This is a genomic window from Oceaniserpentilla sp. 4NH20-0058 (assembly GCF_040371755.1).
Lineage (GTDB): Bacteria > Pseudomonadota > Gammaproteobacteria > Pseudomonadales > Oceanobacteraceae > Bermanella.
The window spans coordinates 1-25,927 of the sequence record NZ_BAABWE010000004.1; the positions used below are offsets into that span (position 1 = coordinate 1).

Below are 25,927 nucleotides of genomic sequence, written 5' to 3' on the forward strand. Positions count from 1 at the left end.
GACCTGTGTCTAAAGTTAGTTGACCACTACAGACCTACATGCGGCGGTTTAAAACCGCATACTCACATTCACTGATAATCCCTCTTCAAGATCTTGGCTGGTTAAACTTACCTGAACGGGTGAGTTAGATAAGGCTTCCCTATCCATCCCACCTTGAGATAAATACCAAATAGCCGTACTGGCTATTTCAACGGCATTAAAGTCAGTGTCTGAAATCTGATTGTATCCATATGTATTGCTAGATTCTGCGGCGCAAGGTACTTGGGCTACTTGGGTTAAGCTGTATTCTGGCAGTTGTTCGATGGACTCATTATCACCATAACATTGTGAAAACGGGGCAATAAACAATGAAACACTGGTAGCAAATGCTCGTAACCAATGTTGCTTAAATAATGCAAAGCGAATTTGTATGGCGTTTGCCATGCGTAAGCGTTGTAAGGCTTGGCCTAAATTTATGTGATGGGTCTTTTGAAACGCTAAAGCATCATTAAGCTGAGCCGAAGAGATAACTCCTCGTCTTACTAGTAGTTCCCCCAAGCGATAATTCTGCGTCATGTAAACAGTCCGTTTCATAAGTTATGTATAGGTCTAAGTGTGACACAGCTCTCATGGTAAGCGAGGGGGAGGCTATATTAATGGGGAATATGAGCCATCAATATTTGAAAAATTGGTTATCCATTACTGTTTGTAAATTCAGGTGATTTATTAAAAATACCTTTGAGAATAAAGGGTTATGGCCTTTGTTTTAATCGCTAATATAAAGCGTCAATAAATGCTCATTACAAAACGAAACATAGGAAGGGGTTTCGATTGTTTAAATCATCTAATCTCAGTTTACTAAATTTAAAGGAGTGAAAAATGGCTTGGTTGAATGACATTTTATTACAGGCAGGTGCATGGCTTAAGCCTTACAGTATGCAAATGGCGGTGGCGTTTGTGGCAACGTTGTTGGTGATTTATGGTGATGCCATTAATAAAACGTTGAGGGTATTCGTTAAGCCCTATCCATTTTTAATTCGAATATCTGCTTTTGTGGTGCTTTGTACTCTTGGTTATGGGGCTCTAACTGTGTGAGGGTCTGCGCAAGTGCATATGTTGATGCTGCAATTACCTAGGTCGCTTTTTGCTCCTGTGATGTTTTGTGCGTTTGTGATGCTTGGCATATTGGCTGAACGGTTTCATAAAAAGGGCTAATGCTTTTCACGGTTGTTTCCTGTGCTTATACTGACGCCCATTTGTACAAATAAAAACGGCCTTATGAAATCACTTCTTTTTATTCTGTGTGTGTCTGTTTCTCAGTGGGCATTTTCGTTTTCAGATTATGGCCACAAATTAGTGGCGTTGGCTGCTTGGGAGCAATTAACGCCTGATGCTAAGCACAATGTAGAGCGTATCTTAGGTGCGGGTAAAGTGCCGTTTGTGCAAGCCAGTGTTTGGGCGGATCACATCAAAAGTCGTTCAGAGTTTGATTATCTAAAGCCTCTGCATTATGTGAACATGCCAAAGGATGCAGTGAGCTATGAACGTGAGCGTGATTGCAAAAAAGACGCTTGCATTGTTGAAGCGATTAAACGCTTTACGCAAAAAGTTAAAAGCGGAACCGATAGTGAAAAAGTTGTGGCCTTGAAAATGTTGGTTCATTTATTTGGGGATATTCATCAACCTTTACATGCGGGTTTATATGAAGATAGAGGCGGTAACTGGTACAAGATAAAATACAATAAAAAGTCCATGAGCTTACATAAATTTTGGGATAACCAAGTGGTTAAACGCTTTGATAAAGATTTAGAATCTGCAACTCATAGGCTTTTAGAAACCCCATTGGATATTGATCTGCTCAGTCCACAGAGGTGGGCAAAAGAGAGCCATGAGTTGGTCATGACTTTTGTTTATCAAGCCCAAGAGAATCAACCATTATCAAAAGAGTATTTAGCTCAAGCGGATAGCACGATACAAATGCAATTGGCTAAAGGCGCTTGGCGTTTGGCTATGTGGTTAAATCGTTTGTGGTAATTGTAAGAGGTGAAACAAAAGGGGTTTCAGCAATTACCAATCCTTGGTAGTGTCCGCATCTTGCGTTGCTGAAATGTCATCCGTGATTGGCTTCCTAGCGGATCATCTTGATCCAGTAACCGACCTTGGTTTTCCTAAATGGGCTTTATCCAAAAAGCCCATGATTTAAATAGTAAAAATCCATTTTTGATTCCCATTCATCCTGAAGGGGCTGTAGCATAAACAAAATTCTTCCCCGAATTTTATTTGTTTGCTAATCGATAATCCGTTCGATTGTATTTCTTTTTAAAAAAGGGTGAAGTTAAAGTGACAGGAAATAATCTATCCTAGATATTTCCTGCCAAAGCACCCTAGGTCCACCTTCCAATAGCGGTCTGTCAGTCCTTTGTCACACTTCCGTGTTAACAGGTAAATCCGTTACCTTCATCCTTTATGTTCATCCTGAACACGATCTAATTTACCAAAAATACAAATTTTGTCTGATGCTAAAAAGTAATAAAAAGGCACGTAAGTACATGATTTAGCGAGAGACCTAGTTTTTATAGGGGTTCTAGAAGGCCTAGATAAAGTGAACGGTTATTTCCCTTATCATATTCACTTGATATCTCACAGGTCTTGTAGGATATCTCTTACAAGGAGGGGTGGCATAAGCTTACTAAGGTTAAACGGATGAATAGGACTACACTTAAAGAAAAATAATAGATGCCTTATGTATACATTTATTCACCCAAATCATGTGCCATTTTTAAAACAACTTAGGTTGGTTTTTAATGGAATAGATGATCTTAATGACCCATTTATTGAAAACAAGCGAGTTCACCGTCCGGTTAGTCAGCAGCCTCTAAGTGATAGTGAATTCAGTGCGGCCATGGGCAAAAATTATGAATCCCTAGAGCCACATATTAAATCCATGGTGACGTTTGAATATTATTTAGAACAAGCAAGCCAAAATCGAGCGCAAATCGAGCAGCAATTAAACCAACAGGCGCTTGCCAGCCAAGTACAATCAAGTGTTGCTGTAAAAGCCGTATATGAAAAAGTGGGTTTTATTCGTTTATTTGACAATATTCATCAACAAGGATTGTGGGAGTCGGTTGGCTGTCAGCACCAGTGCATCGCTATTAAATTAGACCCTAGCCATGAATATTTCTCACACACCAGCTTTAATCAAAAGCCGCAGATATTTGAAGCCCTTGAATATGATGACTCACGCCCAGCAGCCCCCTGCAAGGAGAACCCATTCCCTGCGTTATTCAGACGGCCAGAGCACTTTGCCTATGAACGAGAAAGGCGCCTTGTGCGGCCAGTCTCAGCCTTAGATCAAAACAAAGAAGGGGTTGTATATAGCCGATTACCAAAAGGGGTCATAAAGGGAATATATCTAGGATTAGGCTGCGCCCCCAGCGTGATAGATACTATGCATTCATTAGTAACCCATGATTTACAGTTTAGAGGCGTAGGGCTTAAGCAGTTAGGGGTCAGCGAGACCCATTTAAGGCTGGTGGCAACCACCATCAAATAGCTATAGCGCCATGTTAGCGCTTAATCGTGTGCTAGGCTGATACTAAGGGTTTTATTGGGAGTGGCCATGAAGGCGCTGAATATATTAGTGGTAGATGATGCCACCTTCATCAGGGATCTGGTTAAAAAAGCCGTACGCGCCCAATTTCCAAATGCTCAAGTCGATGAAGCGGCAGATGGCCTTAAAGCACAAGCTAAAATGAAGTCTGGCACCTATCACGTTCTGCTATGTGACTGGGAAATGCCCAATATGAGCGGCCTTGAACTTTTACAGTGGATGCGTACCGAAGAGCGTTACGAAAAAGTCCCCTTTTTAATGATCACCAGCCGCTCAGAAAAGAGTCATATTGTTAAGGCGGTGGAAGCCGGGGTCAGTGATTATATTGGCAAACCATTTAGCAATGAGCAGCTTGGTACTAAATTAGCCAGATTAATCTACAAGTTTTATAAAGTTCGCCCATTACAGACCGCAAGACAGGCTCAGCAAGGCAGTGATAATGCTAGTTTGTTAACTGGCGGTGCAACACCAAAGCCAAAAGCCGCACCGAAGGCAGAAGGAACCGCCAGTTTATTAGCAGGCGCTGCGCCTTCGGCTCAGTTAGTTTCAAGTGCAAAAAAACCGAAAAAAGCCGCCAATAGAACCATGGCCTTGGCCCATGTGCGTACCGCAGATGGCCAAGAGCTAAGGTGCATTGTTAAAGACATTAATCTCAATGAAATGTTGCTGGTGGTTAAGCGCGAGCAAGGGGTGCCTAGGCTATTTGATCAAGTGGTGGTGGATATTGTCAGCAAAGAAGAAGACATAGTAGCGCGAGTGAATTGCTTTGTGTGTGCGGTCATCTCACCCGATAAACGTATCGATGCTGAGATGTTTAATATGCAGGTACGATACGAAGATGAGGACCCGGAAAAACTCGCGGCACTGTCTAAATTTGTAGCAAAAGTCCGTTAGCCGTTAATGACTTTTGCATTGGTCACTTTTCTAGAGGCAGGAAAGTGACAGGTAAAACAGCTTCCCTTACCCAATACACTACTGATATGCAGATGGCCATCGTGTCTTAACAGGGTGTGTTTCACAATGGCCAAACCTAAGCCTGTGCCCCCTGTATCGCTGTGACGACTAGGGTCAGCGCGATAAAAACGTTCAGTTAGTCTTGGAATGTGTTTATGGTCGATACCTAAACCATTGTCTTTTACTTCAAGGTGCAGACCTGTGGTGTCTTGCCACCATTTCACGTTTATTTCGCCACTAGCTGGGGTGTATTTCACCGCATTAAATATTAAATTACCAAAAGCACTGGATAGCTCAGTATCGGTACCGATTAAGCTTACATCTTCGCATTCGAGCAAAATGTTATGTTGTTTGTCGCCGCTTAGGGATTTTGCATCGGCTACTAATGCTGATAGTAAATTAGGTATGTTTACCTGAGTTTGATCCGGTGCATTACTGGTTTCTAAACGACTTAGCACTAATAAATCGTTGATTAAATTCTGCATGCGCTGACTTTGCTCATGCATTTGAGTGAGTGCTCGGCCCCAGCGGGCGGGTAGTGTCTCTTTGTATTCAATAAAGGTTTCTAAATAGCCAGATATGACGGTCAAAGGGGTGCGTAATTCATGGCTGGCATTGGCTACAAAGTCTTGGCGCATGGCCTCAAGTTGATGCAGGTGAGAAATGTCGCGACACACAATCAAGCGATCTTTACGGCCAAACAAGGTGATGTGAAATTGCAGTACTGCGTCATGGTTAATGGGGCTGGCCATTTCTAAAGGGGATTCATAGTGGGCCTTTTCAAAGTACGCTTTGAAATCAGGATTACGAACTAAATTGGTAATAGGTTGGCCTATGTCTTTGCTATTTTGCAAACCTAATAGGGCATTGGCAGCTTGATTCCACCACTCTAAATTACCATGGCTATCTACCATCAAAACCCCGTCTTTCAAGGCTGATGTGCTATCTTGAACCCGTTTAAGCATGGCTTTTAATTTGTTTTTAGACTTTTGATGGCGATGCTGTAGACGATACACATCATCAAAAATACTGCCCCATAACCCGTGACTGGTTGGGGGTTCATCTGCGCCGCGAGAAGTGAGCCACTGTTGAAGCTTATACAGCTGGTGTAAGTGCCATGTTAGGTACACAGCAAGGGTTAGCATGATGGCAAGTGTCAGCTTGTTGAAAAGCCAGCCAACGACAAACGCCAAGGCTAGGCTGAAAATTAAACGACGAATAGCTGAGCGCCAGTCATGCTTCATATAAGTACAACACCAAACAAATACAAATGAACGTTAAGAGGCCTTGGTAGAAAAACGATAGCCTGTACCACGAACGGTTTGGATTAAATGTTCAAATTCGTTACCTAAAGCTTTACGTAAGCGACGAATATGCACATCTACCGTGCGTTCTTCAACGTAAACATTACCACCCCAGACTTGGTCCAGCAATTGAGTTCGGCTATAAGCACGCTCTTGGTGGGTCATGAAAAACTGTAAAAGGCGATATTCAGTAGGGCCAATGTCCAGTGGTGCCTCGTTTGCACTAACACGGTGGCAAACAGGGTCTAAAATTAAACCTTCAACTGAGATTGGGTCTTCCATACCTTGTGGGGTACTGCGACGCAATACCGCTTTTAGGCGTGCCACTAACTCACGAGGTGAAAACGGCTTGGTGATGTAATCATCCGCACCGGCTTCTAGGCCCAAGATTTTATTATCTTCTTCGCCTTTGGCGGTTAGCATAATAATAGGGGTTTCGTTGGTGCGATCATCGCGCTTTAGGCGGCGGGCAAATTCTAAGCCGCTGGTACCTGGTAGCATCCAATCAAGTAGAACCATTTCTGGACTTTCATCGACGATAATACTGTATGCGTCTTGCGTGTTACTGGCTTCTAGGCACTCGTAACCGGCCATCTCTAAGGCCACGGCAATCATTTCGCGGATGGACGCTTCGTCATCTACGATGAGGATTTTTTTTCCCTGCTGCTTCATAGAGGTTGCTCTAAATTTCTAAATAATGACAAGCATATTACACAACGTAAGTATGACAGATATGTGACATAGCATAAGATGCATATCAATTAAGGCCGTAAGTTTTTATAAATAGTGTAAAAATAAGCCCGCAAACAAGGTGGCACCGACCCAATGATTGTGTAAAAACGCTTTAAAACACAAATCCCGATCTCGGTTTTTAGTTAAAAATTGATGGTAGACAAAAATACCGGCACTGATGGCAATGGCTAGATACAAAGGCCAAGTGGCGGCAATTTTAGAAGCGATCATTAACCAGCTAATTAGGGTGAATACCTGCAATACGCCAATCATCATGTTGTCGGCTTCGCCGAATAAAATAGCGGTACTTTTCACTCCAATTTTTAAGTCATCATCACGGTCTACCATGGCATATTGAGTGTCGTAAACCACAGTCCAAGTGACGGTGGCGGTATAAATCAGCCACACCACGTCGGGTAATGCATTCTGTTCAGCAGCAAACGCCATTGGCACTGCCCAAGCGAAGGCGGCACCCAGCACCACTTGTGGTAAGTGGGTGTAGCGTTTCATAAAGGGATAACAAAAAGCTAATGCTAAGCCCCCAAACGACAGATACAGGGTAAATTCATTGGTAAACAATACCAAGATGAAAGCACTGGAGCATAAGCCGGCAAAGAGGCCTAATGCTTGTTTTTCTGAAATGACTTTTTGGGCAAGAGGACGATGCTGAGTGCGTTTAACGTGGCCATCTAGGTGACGGTCGGCATAGTCGTTAATAACGCAACCTGCACTGCGCATGACAATCACACCTAAAATAAAAATCACCACATTGCTAATGCTTGGTCGCCCTTCGGCTGCAATCCACAACGCCCATAGGGTTGGCCACAACAGTAAATAAATACCAATGGGCTTATCCAAGCGCATGAGTTGAATATAAAACGGCAATTTAGGAAAGCGATCAGATAACCAATTCATTGTTGTACCACGTGTCGAAGTGGTGCCATTCTAACCTTAAACAGCTTTAACCTGTAGCAGGCTTGGCAGAAAGTACTCACAAACCAATAAGGGTTTGTGGTTCACATAAAATACGGAGCGTCTGGCCCATACGGGCTTTCCGTTTAAAAAGCCCCGTTTGATTTCAATGGGGCCGCGGCGCATATTTTTATGGGTAAATAAAAACTCACCTAACGGTTTTTGTTTGAGCGTGAGTAATTGGCGTTCATGGCCGGTTAATGTGCGTCTTGGGATAATGCTACGGGCAAAAATCTGTGGCTGCTGATCAATGAACAAGGCAACCTCACGTATATAGGCGTCTTGTCTTGAATTCATATGCAAGGCATTACTTTCAGAAAGCGTTGGGCTTGCAAAGCGGCGGTCAATCAAGGACAAACTGAAACGCCCCGGAGCCAGCTCTTTAAGATTTTGCGTAAGAGAACCTGCATCTAATAACCAATGACGCCAAGGGCCACTTACCACGCTATGAGGAATTGGAGAAAGGCCAATCCAAGGTTGTAACGCAAATTGAGGTGAAAGGGCTAACTGCATGCTGATGCCTTAAACAATATCCGCCGCACAATGGCCCAAACCCCATTGGAAATCAAGTTGCAAGGGACGGCACTGTGTGAATTTAGCTTAATAAGCATTGGATTAATTGTGTCGTTCGTCAGTTTTGGGTAAGGTTCGGCCCTTAAAAAGTTGGGAGGCTATCATGGCTCAAGATTATAAAAAGTGGCAATGTATTGTATGTGGTTGGATTTACGATGAAGCTGAAGGTTGCCCAGATGAAGGCCTAGAGGCGGGAACCCGTTGGGATGATATTCCTGAAGATTGGTTGTGCCCAGATTGCGGTGTTGGCAAAGATGATTTCGAGATGATCGAAATTTAAAATCCAAAGAAGCTACTTTACTTAACCTAGCTTTGTTAAAAAGAGTCTTGTAGTCGTTATGTATTAGTTATACACGCCTTCTATTGGACTCTTTTTGCCGGGCTAGATTATCGTCAGTCACGCTTCAAGCGACACTTCTAACTCGATAAACTGTATTATGGCTGGATAAATATTTGAGCGTTTTTCGTCTCACATCCAGCATTTTGCGTAATGAGATAATAAAGGCATCTTTATGACAGCTCCTCTTGTGATCATCGGAACCGGTTTAGCTGGTTATAACTTGGTAAAAGAATTTCGCAAAGCGGATGCCGAGCGTGCAGTGGTGATGATTACCGCTGATGATGGTCGTCAGTACTCTAAACCCATGTTAAGTACTGGTTTTAGTAAGGGCAAAAATGCCGATGGTTTAGCCATGAATGATGCGGGCGCCATGGCGGAACAGCTTAAGTGTGAGATTCGTACACATCAAACCATTACTGCGATTAACCCTGCGCAAAAGCAAGTAATGCTGGGGAATGAAGCTTTAGAATACAGTGACCTTGTGTTGACCCTAGGTGCAGAACCGTTTCAATTGCCAATTGATGGCGCTGAGTATTTGTATCACGTGAATGACCTGATGGATTATCAGCAATTTCATGCCGCCGTACAGGGCAAAAATCGTGTCTTAGTTCTCGGTGCTGGTCTTGTGGGCTGCGAATACGCACATGACTTAGGCAGTGCAGGTTATGAGGTGGATTTAGTTGCACCAGATGCTCAACCGTTATCGCGCTTATTGCCTCAGCCATGTGGCGAAGCGTTAATACCTGCTCTTGAGCAGCTAGGGGTGACGTTACATCTGGAAAAAGCGGTGACCTCGGTCGAAAAGCAAGGGGATCAGTATGCTGCTAATTTATCGGATGGCACTCAATTAACCGCCGATGTTATTTTAAGCGCAGTGGGTTTAAAGCCCCGTGTCGCGTTAGCTCAGTCAGCTGCATTAGAGGTGAATCGTGCAATCGTAGTAGATAGACACCTGCAAACTAGCGATGGAAATATTTATGCATTAGGTGACTGTGCTGAAGTGGATGGTTTGAATTTGCTTTATGTGTTGCCGTTGATGAATAGCGCTCGGGCCTTGGCTAAAACTCTAGCGGGTACACCCACTAAAGTAGTATATCCAGTGATGCCTGTTATGGTGAAAACCCCAACCTTGCCAATCGTAACCTGCCCTGCGGCGGAAAACGTCCAAGGTGAGTGGGAAATTCATGGTCAATCGCCACATTTTAAAGCACTTTTTAAGGACACAAGTGGTAATTTGCTTGGTTATGCCTTGACCGGTGACTGTGTTGCTGAAAAGATGGCTATGAACAAGAAACTGCCGGCTATGCTGGCGTAATAACAACAATAAGAAAGTCGGAACGTATTATGCGTAAACCTGAATTAGCTGCTTTTGTGGCAGACCAAGCGGACATCAGTAAAGATAAAGCCGCTGAAATCATTACTATTATTACTGACCAAATTACTGAGTCTCTACGTAAGAATGACCCTGTTAGCCTAGTGGGTTTTGGTAGCTTCGTGCAAAAACATCGTGCAGAGCGCCAAGGCAAAAACCCTCAAACCGGTGAAGCAATTACCATTAAAGCCAGTAACTCAGTTGGTTTTAAGCCGGGTAAAGCTCTTAAAGATGCGGTAAACAGCTAAACGCCCTCTTGCCCCGGCCTTGCTTCAAGTAGGGCCGAGCAATCCTTCCTTGATTGAAGCTTCCGATGACCATGGTATGATGCCGCGGCGCCTTTGTGCGCGTTACATTCTTATACTCATAAATTATTAATACGTGGCTCTCATGTTTAAGTTTAAATTCTTACTTTGGGTTATTGCCCAGTTATTGAAAAAGTCAGCGAAAAAAAATCCAGCCTGTGCGGAATATATTAAAGGTAAGGATTTAGTGTTTCAGATTCAAACTCAAAGTGGCAGTGGTCGTCACTACACGGTAAAAGATGGTAAGGTGAAATCTTCTTCGGGTTTAACTGAAGAACCTACATTTACTTTAACGTTCAAAGACCCTCAAGTGGCTATGAACATCTTAACCGCTAAAGATAAAAAAGCCTTTATGCTGGGTATTCAAAATAAAGACTTAGTAATCAGTGGTAATTTTGCTGAAGTGATGTGGTTCCAAGGGTTAACCAAATTTTTAAAACCAGGCAAAAAGTAATGCTATGAAACAGGCTCACGGGTTAACACAACAAATTCTCATGGCCATGGTGGCTGCAATCATATTAGGGGCGCTTGCTCAGTGGATGACTGGCCTGTCAACTTGGCTTGATACTGTCATTAATGAGTGGCTGGTGGGTGGCCTGTTTTTTATAGTGGGTAAAATATTTGTTGCTACCTTGAAGGTGTTAGTGGTGCCTTTGGTACTGGTGTCTCTGGTATGTGGTGCGGCTAGTTTAGGTTCAGGAAAACAGCTTGGACGCTTAGGTGGAAAAACCGTGGGTTTATATTTGTTTACCACGGCGGTAGCCATATCCATTGCCATGTTATTTGCTTTGCTATTTGAACCCGGCGTGGGTGCAAACCTAACCGCGCAAACCTCGGTGAACGTGAATCAGGCCAGCTCATTTGCACAGGTGATGATCGATATTTTCCCAAGCAATCCAATTTCCGCCATGGCTGAAGGTAAAATGCTGCAAATTATAGTTTTTGCATTGTTGTTAGGTATGGCGATTAATCATAGTGGTGAAGCCGGACAGCGCCTAAGACATAACTTTGAAGATTGGAACACGGTGATCTTAAAGCTGGTTACCATGTTAATGAAGCTTGCCCCTTATGGGGTATTTGCCTTGTTATTTACCTTATTTGCGAAGCAAGGTATTGGAGCTATTGCTGAATTATCCGTGTACTTTTTCACGGTTGTATTGGTATTGGCGATTCAAGCTTTGATTATTTATCCCTCGTTATTAGTTTCACTTTCACGATTAAGCCCAGTTACGTTTTTAAAGAAAATGCGCAATGTACAGTTATTTGCGTTTAGTACCTCTTCAAGTAATGCCACTTTGCCTGTCACTATGCGTACCGCGGAGCAACGTTTAGGTGTGGATAACAAGGTAGCATCATTTTGCTTGCCTCTTGGGGCCACATTAAACATGGATGGTACTGCCATCATGCAAGGAGTGGCGACTGTATTCATTGCACAGGCCTATGGCATTGATTTATCTGCTATGGATTTCCTTACTGTGATCGCCACAGCTACGCTTGCCTCTATTGGTACGGCGGGCGTACCCGGTGTGGGCTTGGTGATGCTCTCCATGGTACTGACTCAAGTGGGTTTACCAGTAGAAGGCATTGCGTTAATTATCGGTGTGGATCGTTTATTAGATATGATGCGTACAGCGGTGAATGTTACTGGTGATGCAACGGTTTCTTGTATTGTAGCGAAATCAGAAAAACAATTAGATGAGTCTGTGTTTAATGATCCTATCGCAGGGTTAGTTGAAGACGATGTGGATGCAGTAAAAGGTCATTAATATGCGTGGGTTGAGTGCGGTTTTATTGTGTTGTTTGTCCAGTTCGTTGTGGGCTGGCGTGGCGATGGAAAAACTAGAGTCTTTTTCGACACTGTTATCACCGTCTTGGAAAACCCTAAAACCCGCCTGTATGATGGCGCTTGAGCCAAACATTCAATCGCAGCTTAGCGCTAGAATAAATTTTTTAGACGGCAAACTCATCGCCAGTGATCTACTGCAAACACTGCAGCCATATGCTCAAGACAGTTCTGTGGCTTGGCAGTCTCCCTTGTGGGCGCAACAAAAAGTACTAGAAACTAACGCGTTAGCCCCTGAAAACCGTGAGCCATTTCGGGAATACTTTTTTAAGTTACAAGCCCAAACCCCAAATAAAGAGCGCGCACAATTGGTCAATGATATTCAGGCCATGTCGCTGGATTTGAATTTCACATTACGTAAAGAGCTGTGGAAAACCTGCCATGCGTTAGGTTTTAGTCAAGTGCCCGTTGAGCAAATGGAAACAGCGGTGGAACAACATTGGTTAGCTCAAAATAAAAAAGTGTGGGTACAACTCAAGCGTGAGTTATCAGCATTTTATTTTTATAGTTTTCGTCAAACGGGTAACGAGCAACTAAAAGGCTTTGCCAAGTTGGCTAAAGACGTGAAACCTTGGGTGAATCATACGTCATCGGCTGTTACTGAGTATTTTGTCCAGTTGCGCAGCCAGCTGGTAAATACACCGTTAGTGCTTATCCCTGATCCAGCTGCCGAGCCATTTCTTGAAGGTCGTCCTTGGCGTCCATCACCCTCTCAAGGGCTTCTTGCGCCATAGTCATATCCAAACCCAGTCGATGTATTATGGATTGGGGTATGGCTTCCAATGGTGAGTCGTTCATTTGTTGTTGGCGTAAAAGCCGTGAGGTTACAAACAAGAGGCCGCTTAATATGTGGTCCTCTCCTATGTAATTCGGTTCATTCTGGTAGCGAATTGCGCGACATACATCTTCAGGTAAATGCCATTGCTTCAATAAGCTAGAGCTTATTTGCTCACGGGTAATGTCCAATAAGTGTTGCTCAATAAAGTAGCGATTCACATTGGGGTTGGCATCTATATGGCGATTCACCATCAAAAAATGAGGTGGGAATACATGGCCCAAAATCAAATAACCAAAGTTATGCAGTAAACCGCTTAAATAGGCTAACCCTTGGCTTGGGCGGTTTTCTCTGGGCAATGTTTTGCATAGTTCGGCCATGAGTGCTGCACAGTAAACACTTTGCTGCCAATAAGGCAGATACCCTCGTGGGCCCGCTTTAGGCACACTAAGAGTGCGCCCTAAGGACAACCCCAGCGCAAGATTAATGACTAAATCAAACCCTAAAACACGAATCACGGCCTCTTGGATATTGGTGATGGAACCGCTGACACCATAATAGGGACTATTAGCCCAACTAATTACTTGTGCGCTTAATCCGGGGTCACGTTCTACCAAGATGGCTAATTCTTCAGTTTCAGCGTCTTCATCCATACGCAAATCAATGATCCGCTGAGCGGTTTCAGGCATGGGTGGCATGTCTAAGGTTTCTTCTAGACGTTGATGGATGCGCAGTTCAGTAAAGTTTTTGATGGCATGATGAATTTCTTGCTGATCTTTTTGCGCCCACTGAGCGCCGGGGATTTGAGTGCTGGGGATATCCACACAATACTCACCAATGCGCGCATTGCCAATAAGGGTTTGAAAGTCGGTTTTGCCTATGTGCAGTTCATGCTCTTTACCTAGCAGCATGACGATATCGTCTTGCTGCAACAAGGAAGCGTCAACAAAGGTTTCAAAGCCAGTCACTTGAGGCAAAGCCGGTATGGCTTCTAGGTTGAGCCCTTGGCGAATTTTCTCAACCTTTGCATGGTCCATAGCTGTAAATGATCGTGTGGTTTGCGCCTGCATTTTGTTTAAGTCCAAAATACGATGGGCAGGGTAAATCACCTGAACTTGCCCTAGTTCGTCTTCTAAAATCGCTAATTGAGTTAAATTATTGCTGAGGGAGTCGCTTGAGGGTTCATTGGACATAGAAGGGCTCGCTTGAGAAACAGAGTAGTTAATGTGCCAATCATCTAATACTTTTTGTACTCGACTTGGTAAGGTCATTGGACTGCCTGATCATTCGTAGATGTATGCATTTAACTATAGGCAAGCTGGGGGATTTTGACGGGGAAAATAAAGATTTTGGGAACCAGTACTAAGGCTTTTTGCTTAAACTTGGCCGTAGCGAATGTTTTCTCCTAACCAGCGGGCTATCAATAACTCAACAATATGAGGGGCATGTGTTTGCGTGAGCTGGGCCCAATGTTTGATGTCGTCTAATAGGTGGCTGTCCCGTTGTAAATCGGCGATGCGCATTTGCATCAACCCTGTTTGTTTTGTACCCAGTACTTCACCTGGGCCACGAATGTCTAAATCGATCTCAGCGATTTTAAAGCCATCAGTGGTATCACGCATGGCTTGAATGCGCTGTTTGCCTGCTTGGCTTAGTGGGGATTGATACATCAGCAGGCAATGGCTGGCGGCACTGCCTCGGCCTACTCGTCCTCGTAGTTGATGCAATTGCGCAAGACCAAGGCGTTCAGGGTTTTCTATGATCATTAAACTGGCGTTGGGTACGTCTACCCCTACTTCAATCACAGTGGTTGCCACAAGTAGTTGCGTCTCGCCGCTTTTGAACGCAGCCATGATGTCGGCTTTTTCTTTTGGTTTTAATCGCCCATGAATCAGGGCAATATTTAATTCGGGTAAGGCGGTTTGCAGTTCTTGAGCCGTGACCTCTGCTGCTTGAGCTTCTAATGCTTCACTTTCTTCTATGAGGGTACACACCCAATAGGCTTGGCGGCCCTCTACGCAAGCGTGACGAATGCGCTCAATCACTTGCTGGCGGCGGCTTTGATCAAGGGCCACAGTGTTCACAGGGGTGCGCCCCGGTGGTAACTCATCGATCACACTGGTGTCTAAGTCGGCGTAGGCGCTCATGGCCAGTGTGCGAGGAATGGGGGTGGCTGTCATGATGAGCTGGTGTGGACTAAGCCCTTTGCCTTTTTGCCTAAGGGCTAAACGCTGATGTACTCCAAACCTATGCTGTTCATCAATGATGGCTAGGCCTAAGTTGGCAAAGGCCACGTCGTCTTGAAATAACGCATGGGTGCCAATCACCATTTGGGCCTCACCACTTACGATGGCGGCCATGGTTGTTTGGCGGGCTTTGCCTTTTACTTTACCAGCCAACCACGCCATAGAAATACCCAGTGGTTCAAACCATGTTTGAAAGTTTTTTAAATGTTGCTCGGCTAGGATTTCAGTGGGGGCCATAAGAGCCACTTGGAAACCTTGTTCCAGTGCACTTAACGCTGCTAAGGCGGCGACCAAGGTTTTACCTGATCCAACATCCCCTTGGACCAAGCGCAACATGGGAAAACCCTTGCTTAAGTCTTGCTGAATTTCATTCACCACCCGTTGTTGAGCATTAGTAGGAGTGAAGGGTAGGCTAGCTAAAAACGATGTTTTTAAGGTGTTTGATGCTGGCAGCACAGGAGCATGATCTAACTGAATAGAGGCGCGCATTTTTAATAAACTTAGATTATGGGCCAGCAGTTCTTCCATGATAAGACGTTTTTGCGCTGGATGCTGGTGGTTTTCTAATTCCTGTAAGTTAGCGCCCACTGGCGGTTGATGTAAATATAACAGGGCTGATCTTAAGTTAGGTAGCTGGTAAGGAAGCAGTAACTTACTTGGAATTAGGTCATCAATGGCACGACCTTTTTGAAGCAAGGTCACCACCTGCGACATTAGTTGACGCCAGCGTGCTTGGGTTATTCCCTCGGTGCTTGGATAAATAGGGGTGAGCGTTTTCTCGGTTGGTAGAGCACTAACATCATCTACAAATTGGTATTCAGGGTGATACAGCTCTAGGCCTGCACGCCCACGGCGCACCTCACCATAACAGCGAATGCGTGCACCTTTTTGCAGGTTGTTTTTTTGTGCACCGCTAAAGTGATAAAAGCGCAGGGTGATGGTGCCGGTGCCATCTTGAAGGCGCACCGCTAGCGAACGCCGTTTACCGAATACCACGTCTGCCAGCATAATTTCCCCTTCGATCACCACATCCACATTGGGTCTTAAGCCACCAATTGGGGTAATACGGGTACGATCTTGGTAGCGCAAAGGCACGTGAAATAACAAATCTTGAACATTATGAATACCAAGTTTGGCCAGTTTTTCGGCAAACTTGGCACCCACATTTTTCAGTTCAGTCACAGGAGCGTGACCAAGTGACTGCTCTAGAATAGTCGACATAAACTGGCCGCTTGAGTGATTAAATCCACTGCCTTTGGCCTAGGGAAACTGGCGCGCCAAGCAATGGCCACAGTGCGTGAAGGTGCTGGTTTAATAAATGGGCGCGTTTCCAGTAAACCTGTGGCGTATGACCCCACACCAGTGGCACTTTTGGGTAAAACAGTGATACCCAGACCAGAGGCTACCATATGACGTAAAGTCTCAAGGGAGCTGCCCTCGGCCGATGATTTAAGTTTGGTATTTTGATTTTTGCCAAGGGCTGGACACATATCCATTACTTGGTCACGGAAGCAGTGGCCTTCACCTAGTAACAATAAATCGCTATCGGGCAATTGATCTGGGCTGACCGTCTTTTTTTTCAGCCAGTCATGGTCTTTAGGTAATAGTACTTCAAATGGCTCGTCATACAGGGCTTTGGTTAGCACGTCTGGCTCGTTGAACGGCAATGCCACGATGATGATGTCTAACTCCCCCTCGCGTAGCTTTTGGCGTAAAACTTTGGTGTAGCTTTCTTCAATGTACAAAGGCATGTCAGGTGCCAGTTGTTGCACTTGTGGAATTAGGTGAGGAAACAAATACGGCCCAATGGTGAAGATAGCGCCGATTTTAAGTGAGCCTTTCAATTGGTCTTTGCCTCCGGCGGCAATATCTTGCAAAGAGCGCACGTTCTCAAGCACTACTTGTGCTTGGTGTACCACCTGTTCACCAAGAGGGGTAATGGTTACCGCATTTTTAGAGCGTTCAAACAGGCTAATGCCTAATTCGCTTTCTAGCTTCTTTATTGCCACACTTAAGGTAGGTTGGCTCACAAAGCAGCGTTCGGCAGCGTGACCAAAATGGCGTTCTTGAGCGAGTGCGACAATGTACTTGAGTTCAGATAACGTCATGATTTAGATTGCCTCATATATTCGCTATAGTGCACAAAGCGTTAGCTTAGCACTTTATATAGCATGATAGTTGCTTTCTATCACAAGGAGTAGATATGGCACGAATTCTAATCGTAGGCAGTGGTGATATTGGTGGTGGTTTAGCCAAATCGTTAGCTATGAAAGGTCATACGGTATGGGGTATGCGGCGAAGCGAACAGCCCATAGGAGATGGCATTACCACGTTAAGTGCGGATGTGTCAGAAATGGAAACCCTCATTGGACAAATCCCAAATGACTTAGATTATGTTGTGTATTCCATTGCCAGTCCTGAGTTTTCAGAGGAAGGTTACGACACCTATTATGTGCAAGGGCTGGTGCATATTTTGGCTTTATTAAAACAACAGCATATTCAGCCAAGCAAAGTAATTTTTGTTTCTAGTTCCAGTGTGTATCCACATCACGATGGCTCATGGGTGGATGAAACCATTACCCCTGAGCCGACTGCTTTTGCAGGGCGTAAAATGTTAGAAGCCGAAACCAAGCTGGCGGGAAGTGGGTTTCCTCATGTGGTGGTGCGTTTTAGCGGCATTTATGGCCCTGGGCGCATTCGCTTAATTAATCAAGCCAAAGGTGGCAGTCATTGCGACCCAGAACCAGATTTATGGACCAACCGAATTCATCGTGATGACTGTATCGGCGTGCTTGAGTTTTTAATTGAGCAAGATATGGCCGGCAAGCCTCTTGATAATATTTATATAGCCACAGATCCAACCCCGTCCACCTTCTTTGAAATACTTGAATGGCTAAAAGATCGCATTGGTGATGTCGAGCCAGACCACGATGTACCCGAGGCCACTCGCCGTGGTAATAAGCGGTTATCATGTAAACGCTTACTGGATGCAGGTTATGTGTTTAAGTACCAAAATTATCAACAGGGTTACGAAGACATACTTACAGAAATGGGTTATTAGTTATAAACAGACAATAAAAAGGCGTCCATTGGACGCCTTTCTTTATGAAGAGTATTTAATTACTCGTCTTCGTATTCAATTTTACGACCGCTAACATTACAGCCTAAACATTTCAAAAAAGCTGCCTTTCCTGGTGTTAGTATTAAAACATCAGCAGCCTCTCCTGCATTACCACCCAATAGACTAAAGGGCAGGCTTGCTACCCATATAACACTGCCAATAAGGGTGGCAGCTATAGAAAGCGGGCGAACAATTATAAAATCTAAAACCATTTCAGTCCCTGATGGAGACTCTATAATCTCTTCGGCTTGACTGTGCATAGGAAGAGCAACCATACAAATGGTGGTTAAAATAATAAAAAATTGCTGTATGCGGCTACGAAGTGTTTGCATGGTTATGTGTCCTTGTACTGGAGCTTACTTATTATGATTTGTACTATATCAGTTTTTCTTAGCGTAAAGCGAGTACATCATCACTTTTGGCACGGGCTGCAATAAAAAGTGCTGCGCTGACCTTGTGTGATTTGTTTAATTGGATCGGCACAATTAGGACACGGCTCCCCCGTTCTACCATAAACATTTAACTTTTGTGCAAAGTAACCGGGTTTGCCATCGCTGCCTACGAAGTCTTTGAGGGTTGTGCCCCCCTGAGCAATGGCATGGGTTAGGACCTGCTTGATTTGTGCGGCAAGGGTTTCATATTTGGCCTTACTCAGCTTACCGGCGGCTTTTTTGGGGTTGATACCACTTAAAAACAAAGACTCACTGGCGTAGATATTCCCCACACCCACCACAATGCGCTGATCCATAATAAAGGTTTTGATGGCACTGGTGCGTTTGCGGCTTTTTTCAAATAAATAAGCGCCACTAAATTCGTCGCTTAGAGGTTCAGGCCCTAGGTGATCTAAAAAGGCGTTTTCTGGGTTGTTCGCATCTTGCCAAAGGCAAGCCCCAAAGCGCCTAGGATCGGTAAAGCGCAGCATTAAATCTTTAGAAAACACTAAATCGAAATGCTCATGTTTCAATGGCTCAGGGGGTGTACCTTTAATTACACGTAACGAGCCAGACATACCCAAGTGAATAATCAAAGTACCTTTTAATTTACTGTTACCAATATCAACCAGCAAATATTTAGCGCGACGCCTAACCGCCAACACATTTTGGCCTTTCACTAACCAAGGTAAATCATCCGGAATAGGCCAACGCAACTTAGGCTGGCGCACCACTAGTTTAGATATGGATTGATCTTGGATGTGTGGCGCGATGCCACTGCGGGTGGTTTCGACTTCGGGTAATTCAGGCATATTGATAAAGCCCATTACAAAAAAGAGCTACTATACCATAACTGTCATTGGTAGACGGTAGAGCAATACAGTCTAACTGGTTAGAGCAACCAATCGGCCAGTAATGCAAGCGGATGGTTTCCTAATACCTTTGCTAGCATTTGCTCTGCAGGACTTATGGTGAGTTTTTGTATCTCCAGCTCAATGGGAGATACCTCAACAGGTAAGGGCTCAACCGAAGCAATAGTACTTACGGTAATCAGCCCAAACACCAAACCCAATATGGTGAGTTTTAATTTCATCATGCATACCTTTTCATATTTCGGGCTGATAATGGACTACTAACATGACTAAACGGCGATGATTATGTGGCAAAGCGGTGACAGGCTTGTAAGTGACACTATTGTTTAGATAGAAATTGTTTTAACAAAAGGCCTGTTATGGTTGAGCCAAATAGAAAACTACTTGGGTTTTTCTTCGCGGTTAAGGGCGTCCATGAATTTTTCAAATCGCTTGGTTCGGGTTTCTGCTTTTTTGGCACTGCTCAGACCATGGGCAATTACATAGCGGTTTGATTTAGTGAGTGTTGTATAAAACTGTTTGGCTGTTAGGTTGTGCTCGAGGGCTGCGAGAAAATCTTCTGGTACAGTTAATTCACTTGCTACATAGGCGTTTTCCCAACGCCCGTCTTGTTGGGCGGCGTGAACGTGTACTAGCCCTGACTCGGTCATACGTTTTTGCTCAATCAAACGTTCCACATGTTCTCGGTTTCTTTTTGACCAGCTACTGCGGGGCTTTCTTGGTGTGATGCGTTGTAGGTAGGCGTTAGCATCGAGTGATTTTTTAACGCCATCAATCCAGCCCCAGCATAATATTTCAACCACCACATCGTCCCAAGTCACGCTGGTTATACCTGAGTTTTTTTTGAATATCTTTACCCACAGTTCACGCTCAACCGCATGATTTAACTTAAGCCACTGGCTTAGCTCTTTAGCCGTTTCAAAGCTCATGATTTTAGTTGAGTCTGGTTCTGGCATGGAATGAAAGGCTCTTTTTATGGTTTGGCTCAATTTAATTAGAGAATAATGGTTTGCGTTTTCCGTTTAATAACCAGCCAATAGGCGACCAGCGAACCAAAAGCACATAACTTATTAGGCATATAAGCAGCGTACTAAAAGATGAAAACAGAAACTTATAGGCGGCACCACCTTCTTGATCAAGTAACCAAAATTGAATCATTAACAGGATTGGCACATGTACAATGTAAATCCAGTAGGATGCATCAGACATATATCGCATAAAGCCGTTATTTCCATTGAGTATTTTTTTAGCGACAACTAAACCCACTACGGACATCAATGTTGCAACGTAAGCAATGCATAGAATTAGGGGGATGCGTATGTTCCAATCGGGTTGTATGAACTCAAAGGGAATGCGGTTGGGATCGAAACTTATTGCTGGGAACATGTAAAGCATTGGTGCAGAAATGACTAGGGCAGTAATAAATAATATTGGCCATGAACGATCAAAATAATCCAGCAAGCGTGATGATGAAAACAATATGTAGCCGTAGGCAAAGAACATTCCAAAGAATAAAATCCCCCAAATTTCCGGGGTAAAGGTTAATAAGCCGCGGATATGTATTACCGACAAAGTCAAACCAGGGATTAGAAATAGTGGTAAAACCATAATTGCTAATAGTGGGTTCATTTCAACAATGGCGTTTTTAATTTTAGTTAGAGGCAATTGCCTAAATACCCAAGTTAATACATAGAATATCATCAGATAATATAAGAACCACAAGTGCATCAATGAAATTGTTCCTTCGGGCGCGCCCGGCATAGCCATTAATTCTAGAATCGCTGATTTATTTTCAATGTTTCCAATGGCCCAAAGAAAGGCTACGTAATAGGCTACCAGCAACAAAGGCCAAAAAATAACAAACGGCGAAAATACCCGAAGAAATCGATTCTTAAACATGCCTCCCATGCCGCGCCGTTGAATAAGCATTGCTGTAAAAAAGCCAGATACCACAAAAAATATCGGCATACGCCAGACATGTAGAAAATCAGAAAATAGTTCCAATGATAATGATTGTACGGTATCAGCAGAAAACCAAATTGAGCTCCATGATGCGTTATAGGCTAATGCAGCATGGTAGAAAACACCGATAATCATTATTATTGCACGCAGATTATCCATGTAGTGCAGACGTTCATTTGTAGTCGTCATAATTGTAAATCCTTTTTATGAAACTAACTCAACTGGTTTGTGTAACTTTAAAGAAAGTTAGAAATAAAAATAAGCTAAGTAACTTGTTTGATTTATTGTTCTATGAATAGTGAGAAGTACTATAAAAATCACTTCTAAATATTTGCGCAACGAAGATATCAGATTTATGAGAAGCGTACATGGAAATATTATACAGTTTGCTATGCACGTAAGAGGCTGTTTAAAGTTCTGGCACAAAAATACCACTTCAAAATAGTTTTTTCATAGAAACAAATATCAATTACCTGATATTAGCTCGATGTACATTACATGCTGACGGGTAGTTAAAGGGTTATTGAATTTCTTCATTTCCTCTTTAGCTAACTGTAAGCATAAAAAAACCGACATAAGCCGGTTCTTTTATTAAGCCTAATCTCAATTACTTGATTTTAGCTTGATGTACATTACGTGCTGACGGGTAGTTAAAGGGTTGTTGAATTTCTTCATTTCCTCTTTAGCTAACTGCAAGCATAAAAAAACCGACATAAGCCGGTTCTTTTATTAAGCTTAATCTCAATTACTTGATTTTAGCTCGATGTACATTACATGCTGACGGGTAGTTAAAGGGTAATTGAATTTCTTCATTTCCTCTTTAGCTAACTGCAAGTATAAAAAAACCGACTCAAGAGTCGGTTTTTTTAGAATTTAAAACTAATTACTTAATTTTAGCTTCTTTGTACATTACGTGCTGACGGATCGTAGGATCGAATTTCTTCATTTCCAACTTGTCAGGCATGATGCGTTTGTTCTTAGTAGTGGTGTAGAAGTGACCAGTACCAGCAGAAGAAACCATACGGATTTTTTCACGAATTGCAGCCATGGTAAGACCCCTTAAACTTTTTCGCCACGAGCACGTAGTTCAGCTAGAACTGTGTCGATGCCTTTTTTATCGATGATACGCATTGCTTTAGTAGTAATGCGTAATTTTACAAAACGGTTTTCGCTTTCAACCCAAAAACGGTGTGTTTGAAGGTTTGGAAGAAAACGACGCTTAGTTCTGTTCTTAGCGTGCGATACGTTGTTACCTGTTACAGGGCGTTTACCCGTAACCTGACAAACTTTAGCCATTGTTATGCCCCGATTTATCGAAAAATGCGACTATTAAAAAATTCGTTCGGGGCCAGTGTTTATGCGCCTTTTCAGCCACTCGGACTGTTCAAGCGGCTACCCCGTCTAAAAAGAGCTGCGTTTTATACCAAAAACCTTTACCAATAGCAAGGGAATTGGGTAAAAAGTGAACGTGGCTGATTACCAATAAAGGTGAAAATCATACCTGCCAAGAATACCTCTATACTCAATAGGTGGCGCAGCGAGCGCCATTATAACAGCCTATTTCCATGACGCTAATTGTCTTTTGTTATGAGGATGGTGAGAAGGGCGATATTTGAGTAGTTATGTATGTCAGAACTGACAAAAGGTGCGAAAGGGTTTGATCGAGACCTTGCTATGGTCGTGGTGAAGCGCTTCTTAACCTATAACCAGTATCGATTAGAACGTACCCAGCAGGCGTTAAGTGAGCGTCAGCGTGTACTGTTGGACGTAATTGGGCTTTTGTATCACGTGAACCATGAGAAACTGCCGGGTTTTGTGGGTGAGGATTGCCCGTGTGGTGTGGCGCGCTATACCCCAACAAAAGACACCCTTCGAGCTGCAGCAAGCATTACCACTGGCTTTCAATATAGTCAGCGCCGTCGTGGGCAACCATTCATAAAAAGTTTATTTATCATGGGCAGTTGTGGCTCGCTAGGTCACAGTGGTGGCAGTGATTTGGATATTTGGCTGTGTCATGAGCCAAGTCTGACGGGGCCTGAGCTGGCTGTATTGCAAAAGAAATCCACGGCTATTGAAAAATGGGCCGATAATATCGGCCTTGAAGTGCATTTCTTTTTGATGGATGCGCAAAAGTTTGTAAACGGTGAACGCAACGATCTAGACGGGGAAGACTGCGGCAGTGCTCAGCATCACTTGTTGTTAGATGAATTTTATCGCACCAGTATTTTGTTATGTGGCTGTTACCCCTTGTGGTGGCTGGTGCCTGTGGAGCACGAAGATAACTACGAGGATTTTGCCTATCGGCTGCAAGACCAAGGGTTTGTTAATAGGGACGAAGTGGTGGATTTTGGCGGTATAGGAAGCATACCTGCTGGTGAGTTTGTGGGGGCGGGCATGTGGCAATTATATAAAGCCATTGGCAGCCCTTATAAATCTATCTTGAAGTTGTTTTTAACCGAAGCCTATGCCAATGGTTATCCGGAAGTGCGTGCACTCAGTTTGGATTTAAAAAACCGAATATTTAATGAGCAAACCGAGTTAGACAAGTTAGACCCTTATTTGCTGCTATACGATCGATTAGAAGCCTACTTGCTAACTCGGGATGAAATTTCACGCCTAGAGTTGGTACGCCGCTGTATCTATTTCAAAGCCAACATCCCCATGGGGCAATCTAATCGTCGCAAACATTGGAAACGTGACTTTTTACGCCCAGTGATTAAAGAATGGGGCTGGCCGGACGGCTTGCTGCTGCACTTAGATAATCGCCCGCAGTGGCAGGTGCACACGGTAGACCAAGAGCGTAAATCCTTGGTGAATGAATTAATCCACAGTTACAAATTCTTGTCCCAGTTTGGGCGTCAATATCAAAATGAAACCCTATTAACGGCCAAAGATATGACCTTGTTGGGACATAAACTTTATGCCACGTTTGATCGCAAACCCGGCAAAATTGACCTTATAAATCCGGGTATTAGTAAAGATATTCAAGAAGAAAAACTCAGCCTACACCTTAACCGACAACATGTGCGCAGGCGTATTCCGCAAATGGCTTGGAGTTTGTTTACTGGCATTGCTCGTCTCGGTGGTGCGCAAAACCCCATTAAAAAGTCTGCCAGCTTGATCGAGCTATTGGCTTGGAGTCATGTGAATAAAGTAATGGCCAGAGGCACCAATGTGGTGATGTATCAAGGGCGTCAGCATGGACAAGATTACGAACTGAAAGAAATCATTAATAGCTTTTATCAAACCCCGTTAGTCGAAAGCATCGAAGCACACTTTGAAGAGCCTCCAGTTCCACGGCTCATTAGTTTGTATATCAATGTGTTTGTAGACCCCATGAGTCATTACACGCGCAAGGGAATTCATAAAATTTCTAATCGCACTGATTCATTGGGGTATAGCGCCCTTAAAGAAAATCTTGTGCTAACAATCGACCAGTTGGTGTACAACAGCTGGCGAGAGGTCTTGGTAACCCGCTACGAGGGGCAAAACGCACTCTTGAGGGTGATTGAGGATTATTTGATGTCATACCCTCCCACTAGCACACAAGCCCCTCCTGATGTTCATGTTCACTGCTTTTGTATTACTCGCCCTAAAGCCATTGCCGAGCGGGTGGAGCTGGTAATGAAAGAGGTCCAACGTTGTTTTTATGGGAGCAAGCTTAATGCCCGTCGTCGTTATGTGTTGCAGATAGGCAGTGAATACCACCTGATTCAGTTCAATAATGGCCGCCCTGTTATTTATCACCATGAAAAGCCCGTTGCGTTATTTCGGCAATTATCCAAACCGCAGAAATATTACAGTCAAATTGTATTGGACAGTCACGCCCTAAAGGGCTCAGTGATGGATAAAATTTGCAGTAATTTAAAATCAGGTGTCCTTCAAGTGTATTACTTGCGCAAAGAGCAGAAGGCGCATATTTATGTGATTGATGAAAGGGGTTCGTTGATTCAATGGCGCACGCCCATATACAACGAAGCGGCGTTGATTAATCCGTTGAATCACTTTTTACGGCAAGTGGAATACAGGCAAAACCGCCATCGATACGGTGAAAACGAAACCGTGCAACAAAGAGATATTGAATACTTTGAAGTGGTATTGCCAAGTAAGCAAGAAGGGTTATCTTTAAGGCCTATTCGCCCCAAAGAAGGGCTGGGTCAAGGGCGCTACTTTGATGTCTTCGCACAGGTCGACTTTGATGCCAATGACGAGCTGGGTTTTACCCTTCAATGTGACCAAGAAGATTTCAGTCAAATGGAGTATGGCGATCAAGTTTATAAAGCCTTGGTGCGGCATCTGGTGAAGTTACGTCAGCATCATAAGCCCTACCCTGTTTATATTACAGATATTGCCATTTCAGACCGCTTGCACCAACGCAACGGTAATCAGGTTCTGCAAACTTGCAGTTACCTTGATTACAAGTTTAAGCTTGAACAGCGTTTGAACAATGCCCTTGCTGAGTTGTACCCAGAAAATCCGCAGGATTCCTAGGCTGCGCCCTATTCAGAGTGAAGTTAAAGCCCTATAATCGAC

27 protein-coding genes are annotated in these 25,927 nt (G+C 43.8%); 12 read left to right on the top strand and 15 right to left on the bottom strand.

Annotated elements, in window-relative coordinates; all coding sequences use genetic code 11:
• Window positions 1-48: 48 nt before the first annotated feature.
• The gene (locus ABWV45_RS06625) at window positions 49-555 is read right to left on the bottom strand and encodes a cyclic di-GMP-binding domain-containing protein, MshE-related (RefSeq protein ID WP_353349920.1); all 507 of its coding nucleotides are present in this window, start codon (window positions 553-555) and stop codon (window positions 49-51) included.
• 303 nt (window positions 556-858) lie between these two features.
• Between ABWV45_RS06625 and ABWV45_RS06630 the strand changes: the two genes are divergently transcribed.
• From ABWV45_RS06630 to ABWV45_RS06645, 4 genes are all read left to right on the top strand, one after another.
• Window positions 859-1,074 carry a DUF3392 family protein gene (locus ABWV45_RS06630; RefSeq protein WP_353349922.1) on the top strand — a complete coding sequence of 72 codons (216 nt, stop codon included), beginning with the start codon at window positions 859-861 and terminating at the stop codon, window positions 1,072-1,074.
• Between the two features lie 183 nt (window positions 1,075-1,257).
• Window positions 1,258-2,013: a S1/P1 nuclease gene (locus tag ABWV45_RS06635; RefSeq protein ID WP_353349924.1), complete on the top strand. Its 756-nt coding sequence runs from the start codon at window positions 1,258-1,260 to the stop codon at window positions 2,011-2,013.
• Window positions 2,014-2,722: 709 nt separating this feature from the next.
• Window positions 2,723-3,535 carry a hypothetical protein gene (locus ABWV45_RS06640; protein WP_353349926.1) on the top strand — a complete coding sequence of 271 codons (813 nt, stop codon included), beginning with the start codon at window positions 2,723-2,725 and terminating at the stop codon, window positions 3,533-3,535.
• A 66-nt stretch (window positions 3,536-3,601) separates the two neighbouring features.
• A complete protein-coding gene (locus ABWV45_RS06645; protein ID WP_353349928.1) occupies window positions 3,602-4,486 on the top strand; it encodes a response regulator in 885 nt (294 codons plus the stop codon).
• Here the strand turns inward: ABWV45_RS06645 and phoR are convergent.
• The 4 genes from phoR to ABWV45_RS06665 all read right to left on the bottom strand — a co-directional run bounded on the left by phoR (window position 4,483) and on the right by ABWV45_RS06665 (window position 8,067).
• On the bottom strand, window positions 4,483-5,790 hold the full coding sequence (gene phoR, locus ABWV45_RS06650) for a phosphate regulon sensor histidine kinase PhoR (RefSeq protein ID WP_353349930.1): 1,308 nt from the start codon (window positions 5,788-5,790) through the stop codon (window positions 4,483-4,485). The genes ABWV45_RS06645 and phoR overlap by 4 nt on opposite strands.
• Window positions 5,791-5,823: 33 nt before the next feature.
• Window positions 5,824-6,522: a phosphate regulon transcriptional regulator PhoB gene (gene phoB, locus ABWV45_RS06655; protein ID WP_353349932.1), complete on the bottom strand. Its 699-nt coding sequence runs from the start codon at window positions 6,520-6,522 to the stop codon at window positions 5,824-5,826.
• 105 nt (window positions 6,523-6,627) lie between these two features.
• Window positions 6,628-7,497, bottom strand: coding sequence for a 4-hydroxybenzoate octaprenyltransferase (ubiA, locus tag ABWV45_RS06660; RefSeq protein WP_353349934.1), 870 nt, complete (start codon window positions 7,495-7,497; stop codon window positions 6,628-6,630).
• Window positions 7,498-7,533: 36 nt separating this feature from the next.
• Window positions 7,534-8,067 (bottom strand): chorismate--pyruvate lyase family protein, encoded by a 534-nt coding sequence (locus ABWV45_RS06665; RefSeq protein ID WP_353349936.1) that lies wholly within the window; start codon window positions 8,065-8,067, stop codon window positions 7,534-7,536.
• Window positions 8,068-8,230: 163 nt separating this feature from the next.
• Here ABWV45_RS06665 and ABWV45_RS06670 point away from each other — a divergent pair, with 163 nt between their 5' ends.
• From ABWV45_RS06670 to ABWV45_RS06695, 6 genes are all read left to right on the top strand, one after another.
• Window positions 8,231-8,407 (top strand): rubredoxin, encoded by a 177-nt coding sequence (locus ABWV45_RS06670; RefSeq protein ID WP_353349938.1) that lies wholly within the window; start codon window positions 8,231-8,233, stop codon window positions 8,405-8,407.
• 232 nt (window positions 8,408-8,639) lie between these two features.
• Window positions 8,640-9,782: an FAD-dependent oxidoreductase gene (locus ABWV45_RS06675; protein ID WP_353349940.1), complete on the top strand. Its 1,143-nt coding sequence runs from the start codon at window positions 8,640-8,642 to the stop codon at window positions 9,780-9,782.
• 29 nt (window positions 9,783-9,811) lie between these two features.
• Window positions 9,812-10,087: an HU family DNA-binding protein gene (locus ABWV45_RS06680; protein ID WP_353349942.1), complete on the top strand. Its 276-nt coding sequence runs from the start codon at window positions 9,812-9,814 to the stop codon at window positions 10,085-10,087.
• A 142-nt stretch (window positions 10,088-10,229) separates the two neighbouring features.
• The gene (locus ABWV45_RS06685) at window positions 10,230-10,598 is read left to right on the top strand and encodes a helicase (protein WP_353349944.1); all 369 of its coding nucleotides are present in this window, start codon (window positions 10,230-10,232) and stop codon (window positions 10,596-10,598) included.
• A 4-nt stretch (window positions 10,599-10,602) separates the two neighbouring features.
• Window positions 10,603-11,910 (top strand): dicarboxylate/amino acid:cation symporter, encoded by a 1,308-nt coding sequence (locus ABWV45_RS06690; protein ID WP_353349946.1) that lies wholly within the window; start codon window positions 10,603-10,605, stop codon window positions 11,908-11,910.
• A gap of 1 nt (window position 11,911) precedes the next feature.
• A complete protein-coding gene (locus tag ABWV45_RS06695) occupies window positions 11,912-12,721 on the top strand; it encodes a hypothetical protein (RefSeq protein ID WP_353349948.1) in 810 nt (269 codons plus the stop codon).
• On the opposite strand, the gene ABWV45_RS06700 is transcribed toward ABWV45_RS06695, so the two are convergent.
• The 3 genes from ABWV45_RS06700 to ABWV45_RS06710 form a co-directional block, all read right to left on the bottom strand.
• A complete protein-coding gene (locus ABWV45_RS06700) occupies window positions 12,639-14,033 on the bottom strand; it encodes an aminoacyl-tRNA deacylase and HDOD domain-containing protein (RefSeq protein ID WP_353349950.1) in 1,395 nt (464 codons plus the stop codon). The two genes, ABWV45_RS06695 and ABWV45_RS06700, sit on opposite strands and share 83 nt — an antisense overlap.
• A gap of 105 nt (window positions 14,034-14,138) precedes the next feature.
• The gene (recG, locus tag ABWV45_RS06705) at window positions 14,139-16,229 is read right to left on the bottom strand and encodes an ATP-dependent DNA helicase RecG (RefSeq protein WP_353349952.1); all 2,091 of its coding nucleotides are present in this window, start codon (window positions 16,227-16,229) and stop codon (window positions 14,139-14,141) included.
• Window positions 16,214-17,116 carry a hydrogen peroxide-inducible genes activator gene (locus tag ABWV45_RS06710; protein ID WP_353349954.1) on the bottom strand — a complete coding sequence of 301 codons (903 nt, stop codon included), beginning with the start codon at window positions 17,114-17,116 and terminating at the stop codon, window positions 16,214-16,216. Before ABWV45_RS06710 ends, recG begins: the two co-directional genes overlap by 16 nt.
• 95 nt (window positions 17,117-17,211) lie before the next feature.
• On the opposite strand from ABWV45_RS06710, the gene ABWV45_RS06715 reads away from it, so the two are divergent.
• The gene (locus ABWV45_RS06715; protein WP_353349956.1) at window positions 17,212-18,069 is read left to right on the top strand and encodes an SDR family oxidoreductase; all 858 of its coding nucleotides are present in this window, start codon (window positions 17,212-17,214) and stop codon (window positions 18,067-18,069) included.
• A gap of 59 nt (window positions 18,070-18,128) precedes the next feature.
• On the opposite strand, the gene ABWV45_RS06720 is transcribed toward ABWV45_RS06715, so the two are convergent.
• The 7 genes from ABWV45_RS06720 to rpmB form a co-directional block, all read right to left on the bottom strand.
• Window positions 18,129-18,461: a hypothetical protein gene (locus tag ABWV45_RS06720; protein ID WP_353349958.1), complete on the bottom strand. Its 333-nt coding sequence runs from the start codon at window positions 18,459-18,461 to the stop codon at window positions 18,129-18,131.
• A gap of 80 nt (window positions 18,462-18,541) precedes the next feature.
• Window positions 18,542-19,372 (bottom strand): bifunctional DNA-formamidopyrimidine glycosylase/DNA-(apurinic or apyrimidinic site) lyase, encoded by an 831-nt coding sequence (gene mutM / locus ABWV45_RS06725; protein ID WP_353349959.1) that lies wholly within the window; start codon window positions 19,370-19,372, stop codon window positions 18,542-18,544.
• Window positions 19,373-19,452: 80 nt separating this feature from the next.
• Window positions 19,453-19,656, bottom strand: coding sequence for a hypothetical protein (locus tag ABWV45_RS06730; RefSeq protein ID WP_353349961.1), 204 nt, complete (start codon window positions 19,654-19,656; stop codon window positions 19,453-19,455).
• A 156-nt stretch (window positions 19,657-19,812) separates the two neighbouring features.
• On the bottom strand, window positions 19,813-20,388 hold the full coding sequence (locus ABWV45_RS06735) for a YdeI/OmpD-associated family protein (RefSeq protein ID WP_353349963.1): 576 nt from the start codon (window positions 20,386-20,388) through the stop codon (window positions 19,813-19,815).
• A 34-nt stretch (window positions 20,389-20,422) separates the two neighbouring features.
• Window positions 20,423-21,553 carry an acyltransferase family protein gene (locus tag ABWV45_RS06740; protein WP_353349965.1) on the bottom strand — a complete coding sequence of 377 codons (1,131 nt, stop codon included), beginning with the start codon at window positions 21,551-21,553 and terminating at the stop codon, window positions 20,423-20,425.
• Window positions 21,554-22,277: 724 nt separating this feature from the next.
• Entirely contained in the window at window positions 22,278-22,442 is a 165-nt protein-coding gene (rpmG, locus tag ABWV45_RS06745; RefSeq protein WP_283788709.1) for a 50S ribosomal protein L33, read from the bottom strand.
• Between the two features lie 11 nt (window positions 22,443-22,453).
• Complete coding sequence (rpmB, locus tag ABWV45_RS06750) at window positions 22,454-22,690, bottom strand: 50S ribosomal protein L28 (RefSeq protein WP_353349967.1); 237 nt, start codon at window positions 22,688-22,690, stop codon at window positions 22,454-22,456.
• Between the two features lie 330 nt (window positions 22,691-23,020).
• Here rpmB and ABWV45_RS06755 point away from each other — a divergent pair, with 330 nt between their 5' ends.
• Complete coding sequence (locus ABWV45_RS06755; protein WP_353349969.1) at window positions 23,021-25,885, top strand: class I adenylate cyclase domain-containing protein; 2,865 nt, start codon at window positions 23,021-23,023, stop codon at window positions 25,883-25,885.
• Window positions 25,886-25,927 lie beyond the last annotated feature (42 nt).

Bases quoted from the DNA above. Each gene is read 5' to 3' on its own strand.
- ABWV45_RS06645 (WP_353349928.1), top strand. From the start codon at position 3,602: ATGAAGGCGCTGAATATATTAGTGGTAGATGATGCCACCTTCATCAGG.
- recG (WP_353349952.1), bottom strand. From the start codon at position 16,229: ATGTCGACTATTCTAGAGCAGTCACTTGGTCACGCTCCTGTGACTGAA.
- ABWV45_RS06665 (WP_353349936.1), bottom strand. From the start codon at position 8,067: ATGCAGTTAGCCCTTTCACCTCAATTTGCGTTACAACCTTGGATTGGC.
- rpmG (WP_283788709.1), bottom strand. From the start codon at position 22,442: ATGGCTGCAATTCGTGAAAAAATCCGTATGGTTTCTTCTGCTGGTACT.
- ABWV45_RS06675 (WP_353349940.1), top strand. From the start codon at position 8,640: ATGACAGCTCCTCTTGTGATCATCGGAACCGGTTTAGCTGGTTATAAC.
- ABWV45_RS06735 (WP_353349963.1), bottom strand. From the start codon at position 20,388: ATGCCAGAACCAGACTCAACTAAAATCATGAGCTTTGAAACGGCTAAA.
- phoB (WP_353349932.1), bottom strand. From the start codon at position 6,522: ATGAAGCAGCAGGGAAAAAAAATCCTCATCGTAGATGACGAAGCGTCC.
- ABWV45_RS06685 (WP_353349944.1), top strand. From the start codon at position 10,230: ATGTTTAAGTTTAAATTCTTACTTTGGGTTATTGCCCAGTTATTGAAA.
- ubiA (WP_353349934.1), bottom strand. From the start codon at position 7,497: ATGAATTGGTTATCTGATCGCTTTCCTAAATTGCCGTTTTATATTCAA.
- ABWV45_RS06640 (WP_353349926.1), top strand. From the start codon at position 2,723: ATGTATACATTTATTCACCCAAATCATGTGCCATTTTTAAAACAACTT.
- ABWV45_RS06755 (WP_353349969.1), top strand. From the start codon at position 23,021: ATGTCAGAACTGACAAAAGGTGCGAAAGGGTTTGATCGAGACCTTGCT.
- ABWV45_RS06670 (WP_353349938.1), top strand. From the start codon at position 8,231: ATGGCTCAAGATTATAAAAAGTGGCAATGTATTGTATGTGGTTGGATT.
- ABWV45_RS06680 (WP_353349942.1), top strand. From the start codon at position 9,812: ATGCGTAAACCTGAATTAGCTGCTTTTGTGGCAGACCAAGCGGACATC.
- ABWV45_RS06635 (WP_353349924.1), top strand. From the start codon at position 1,258: ATGAAATCACTTCTTTTTATTCTGTGTGTGTCTGTTTCTCAGTGGGCA.
- ABWV45_RS06730 (WP_353349961.1), bottom strand. From the start codon at position 19,656: ATGATGAAATTAAAACTCACCATATTGGGTTTGGTGTTTGGGCTGATT.
- ABWV45_RS06740 (WP_353349965.1), bottom strand. From the start codon at position 21,553: ATGGATAATCTGCGTGCAATAATAATGATTATCGGTGTTTTCTACCAT.
- ABWV45_RS06715 (WP_353349956.1), top strand. From the start codon at position 17,212: ATGGCACGAATTCTAATCGTAGGCAGTGGTGATATTGGTGGTGGTTTA.
- phoR (WP_353349930.1), bottom strand. From the start codon at position 5,790: ATGAAGCATGACTGGCGCTCAGCTATTCGTCGTTTAATTTTCAGCCTA.
- ABWV45_RS06710 (WP_353349954.1), bottom strand. From the start codon at position 17,116: ATGACGTTATCTGAACTCAAGTACATTGTCGCACTCGCTCAAGAACGC.
- rpmB (WP_353349967.1), bottom strand. From the start codon at position 22,690: ATGGCTAAAGTTTGTCAGGTTACGGGTAAACGCCCTGTAACAGGTAAC.
- ABWV45_RS06700 (WP_353349950.1), bottom strand. From the start codon at position 14,033: ATGACCTTACCAAGTCGAGTACAAAAAGTATTAGATGATTGGCACATT.
- mutM (WP_353349959.1), bottom strand. From the start codon at position 19,372: ATGCCTGAATTACCCGAAGTCGAAACCACCCGCAGTGGCATCGCGCCA.
- ABWV45_RS06695 (WP_353349948.1), top strand. From the start codon at position 11,912: ATGCGTGGGTTGAGTGCGGTTTTATTGTGTTGTTTGTCCAGTTCGTTG.
- ABWV45_RS06625 (WP_353349920.1), bottom strand. From the start codon at position 555: ATGACGCAGAATTATCGCTTGGGGGAACTACTAGTAAGACGAGGAGTT.
- ABWV45_RS06630 (WP_353349922.1), top strand. From the start codon at position 859: ATGGCTTGGTTGAATGACATTTTATTACAGGCAGGTGCATGGCTTAAG.
- ABWV45_RS06690 (WP_353349946.1), top strand. From the start codon at position 10,603: ATGAAACAGGCTCACGGGTTAACACAACAAATTCTCATGGCCATGGTG.
- ABWV45_RS06720 (WP_353349958.1), bottom strand. From the start codon at position 18,461: ATGCAAACACTTCGTAGCCGCATACAGCAATTTTTTATTATTTTAACC.